The following is a 3,507-nucleotide window of genomic DNA, read 5'->3' as shown; positions in this document are numbered from 1 at the left end:
CTATCCTTGCCAAACGCTCTTGAAGCGCAGCATCCCGCGACGGTCGCGGAGCAAGGAAGCGCGCCGATAATGGCGCGCTGGCATAAAAGCCGAACAGGAATATCAGGCTACCGAGGGCCTGAGTCATTGGCTTGGCGGCTGGATTCGTGGATAACCTGCCAGTTACCCACAAAATGCCGCCAGCAACCTCCATGATGAAGACGATCAGAATGATCCGTCTGAACCAGTGAGACGGGATCATTGCAAATTGCAGTCGTCACAGATTAAAGCTGTTGGGATCGAGCGATACGGCGTTTGATCGGTGCCCGCGCGCCAGTCATTTCTCATGCTGAGAGGCTGTTGCGAAGCACATCCGCCCAAGGTGGCCGTGGTAATGAGAATCAGGAGAAGTTTTTTCATCGGTTGCCCTTTCAGGGGAAAGTTGGTTATTGATTTCTTCCAGCAGCTCCCGGCACACTGAATGCACCCGTTGACGCGAGACGCCGACGTGGCGCGCGACGGTTGCCTGCCGGTAGCCTTTGAGGAACACTTCATCAGCGATGCGGTAAGATTCGGACGAAAGACCCAGCCGCCGCGCTGCTTTCACGAAGACAGCACGCGACACATGGCCACACGCTGCGGAAACAGTCTTGAATATCTGGCTCATCCCCTTGCACCGTAAGGGTTTTGGGCGTATTTTGTCAATAGACAAGATGCGCAAATTTTATCCAATTTGGAAGGAGAGTTGTAATGAAAAAGATGCTTTACGCTGCTTTCATCGTGGCAGCACTTGTAGGCATGACCAACGCCAGCGCCCAAGCGGCCAGCGCGAAGCGTGGCGGTGTCTGCATCGGCCCCTTCCGTGGTGGCGACTCGGTGTTGCAGTGCGAACACATCGGCAAGGTGACGATCAAGCAGATTTACGAAAAAGGCTTCCGTGTCGTGCATATGCAAGACGACAAAAACACGGCCACCTACGTGATGCTGGTTATTGAGGAACAATAATGATGCGACTGACAAAAATGCTGTTCTCTCGAAGGCGCTGGATGCTCTGGCTTCCATTGCCGGCCGCTGCCGCACTTTCGGCATTCGGTGGTAATTTCCTTGCCGACTACATTCCAATGCTCGGCGGCGGATTGATTTTCTGGATTCCATTCTGGCTTGCATGGTGGTTAAGCGATGGATTCAAGGGAATGTCGAAATGGCCCGGCACTGGCGCGCCAAATAGCGCAGCAGGCGTTAATCCATTTACCGGCAAGTCTTGTGTTGTTCATCATTTACCCTGGGGCGATAACTACACGGGCGGCAATTCTTGAAAGGGGGCAAAGCCCCCTTTCCCTTTACTTGCTGCCGTTGTTGATCTGAACCGAGGCGGCTGTTTCCCGCTTCATGTTGTCGTTCAGCTTTTCGCCGTCTGCCGTACCGTCGCCGCCAGTCAGCTTGTCCCAAGCCTTCTGAACGGTGTCCTTGCCGTCGCGGATCATGTTGTCCTCGTTGACGGCTGCGGGGTTGGCCCGCCCAGCGCCAACAGCCTTGTCCGGGCTGGCCCAGGCATTCACGTTCTCGTCCAAGGCCCCGGCACGCGCGGGGATGCTGCCCTTGTTCTTCGGGTCGAGCTGGCCCTGTACGTCCCCTCTGGATTCCGCAATGATCGGAGGCGCAGAGGTATCGACCTTGAGCGGAGCGGTTCCGCCGTAGCCGGTCTGTGCCACCTTCTTCTTGTGGACGCCCTGGATGTCCTGCGGGATGCCGGCGCGATCCTTGGCGGATTGCTTCTCCAGCTCGCCCTTCGTGGTCGGCAGTTTTTCGCCTGCGAAAGTCTGCTGCGGCATGGTGGTAGCTTGTTGAACCATGCCCTTCTCGCTCACGTAGTCCTGCACCATGTCCATGATCCGGTCTTCGGATTGGTTGGCGAAACGCATGGCGGTCATGCCATTGCGCGCGGCCACCTTCTCGAACAGATACGGATCGGCCATCAGATCCTTGTGAGTCGTGAAGCTGTTGCTGTCGCTACGGTTGGCGCGGTCGCCAGTACCGAATTCACGACGATCAGAGACATCACGCACGCGGGAAACCTCATCCACGTTCGTAAGGGCGGCATCGCGGCCGTGGCGGTCGTTTTGGGCCGATTGATTGCCCGTCCCGGCCTGCTCGGTGCGGGAGCCGCGTTCAGCAAACGTGCGCTCGGTGCGCGCGGCCTCCTGGTTGCCATGAACCGTATCCACGCCCCGATCCCGGCCGTGCTCGGCGGTGTAGGTCTTCGCGCCGTTGTAGCCCAGGCCCGCGTTGATGAGGCTGCCCGAAGGCTGGGCACCGCCCTTGCCGCCACGGTAGTTCTTCAGCGCCTGGTCGATCTGTTGCTGGTTCGCGCCGCCCTGCTTCATGGCGTCAGCAATACGCTTTTCCTCGCGCGGATCAGGCGCGCCACCCGCGCCACCCGCACCAGGAGCACCGCCGCCGCTGGGGTTCCCACGGCCAACACCCAAATTCATGTGGAGTTGGTCATTGGCACCGGCCGCAGTACGGAAGTGCGAACCCTCCCGGAAGTTGCGATCCAAGTTCTGGCCAGTGGAGTGCTGGCCGCCATACCCGCCCTCGCTCCCGCGAGCCGCCACCACGCCCGTGTTCTGGTATTGGCCACGGGTTGTATCGTGCCCCTTCACGTCCGTGAGGCTTGAGCTGTCGCCGTGCCGGCGCGCCAGTTGATCCCCGGTCGAAGTGATGTCGGTACGATGCGCTTCCTGGTTTCGGCCGGCTTCCAGTCGGTGATCCATGTTCATCTGCGTCAGCATCCGGTTTTGGAGCTGCTGCAAGGCAACCGCGCCGTTCGCGGCCATTGTGGCCGTCGAGCCATTGCCTCGGCCGATGGTTGCCCCGCCGCCTTGCAGGCCGATGTTGCTGTCGTACTTGTTCATCGAGGTCGTGTTGACCGATGCGGTATCAAGTCCAGCTTGGCCCATGCTGACATTGCCGCTGGCATTGCTTGCGCCCACCGCTGCGCCGGCAGAGGCAAAGCCGGTCATCATCCGGTCGGCAACACCCATGAAACCGCCCTGCCCCAGCTTGATGATGGCCCCGGCGATGAATGGCACCAGGACAACCATGTAGCCGATGGCCGCCTGCTCGTTGGTCAGCGTGGCGTCGAAAGCATCGGTGAGCTGGAACGGCACACCGGCCGCCAGCTCCAGCGCGCGCGCCTTGTAGCGCAAGTGCATGAGCGACAGGTGGTTGATGACGGCGAACAAGATTGGCCACAGGCCGATCCAGGCCAGCGACATCATGTAGCCCGCGATGATCTTCTTTGCACCCTCGGTCGAGCTGACAACCATCAGCACCACAACAACCGGGAATAGGCCGTAGATGATTGCCTCGATCCAGTTGCGCATGTGGGGCAGCGTCTCTTGGGCCAGCAGGCTCAACGTGCTGTTGGAGCCGTCAGCTTGCCGTGCCGCCTGGGCAGCGCCGGCCAGGGCATTAACCTCGGCCACCCGCGCAGGATCGTTCAGCAGCGCCGGCAGCTCGGTGCCG

The 3,507-nt window shown here is 60.1% G+C and carries 4 protein-coding genes and 1 pseudogene; 2 read left to right on the top strand and 3 right to left on the bottom strand.

Annotated elements, in window-relative coordinates; translation table 11 throughout:
- Together L880_RS36170 and L880_RS35280 are read right to left on the bottom strand one after the other, a co-directional pair.
- Positions 1-241: pseudogene (locus tag L880_RS36170) on the bottom strand (peptidase M48); the annotation flags it as partial.
- A 75-nt stretch (positions 242-316) separates the two neighbouring features.
- On the bottom strand, positions 317-646 hold the full coding sequence (locus L880_RS35280; RefSeq protein ID WP_082355033.1) for a TrfB-related DNA-binding protein: 330 nt from the start codon (positions 644-646) through the stop codon (positions 317-319).
- 83 nt (positions 647-729) lie between these two features.
- Between L880_RS35280 and L880_RS0125445 the strand changes: the two genes are divergently transcribed.
- Entirely contained in the window at positions 730-984 is a 255-nt protein-coding gene (locus tag L880_RS0125445) for a hypothetical protein (protein ID WP_027478008.1), read from the top strand.
- Positions 984-1,295: a hypothetical protein gene (locus L880_RS35275; RefSeq protein ID WP_241754865.1), complete on the top strand. Its 312-nt coding sequence runs from the start codon at positions 984-986 to the stop codon at positions 1,293-1,295. The genes L880_RS0125445 and L880_RS35275 overlap by 1 nt, the downstream gene beginning before the upstream one ends.
- Positions 1,296-1,319: 24 nt before the next feature.
- On the opposite strand, the gene L880_RS33630 is transcribed toward L880_RS35275, so the two are convergent.
- Positions 1,320-3,507, bottom strand: a 2,188-nt coding sequence (locus L880_RS33630) for a conjugal transfer protein TraG N-terminal domain-containing protein (RefSeq protein ID WP_043330708.1), incomplete at its 5' end; no start/stop codon positions are given.

Origin of the sequence: Curvibacter gracilis ATCC BAA-807 (assembly GCF_000518645.1) — a bacterium.
GTDB classification, from domain to species: Bacteria; Pseudomonadota; Gammaproteobacteria; order Burkholderiales; family Burkholderiaceae_C; genus Curvibacter; species Curvibacter gracilis.
This window is presented reverse-complemented; position numbering and strand designations above follow the sequence as displayed.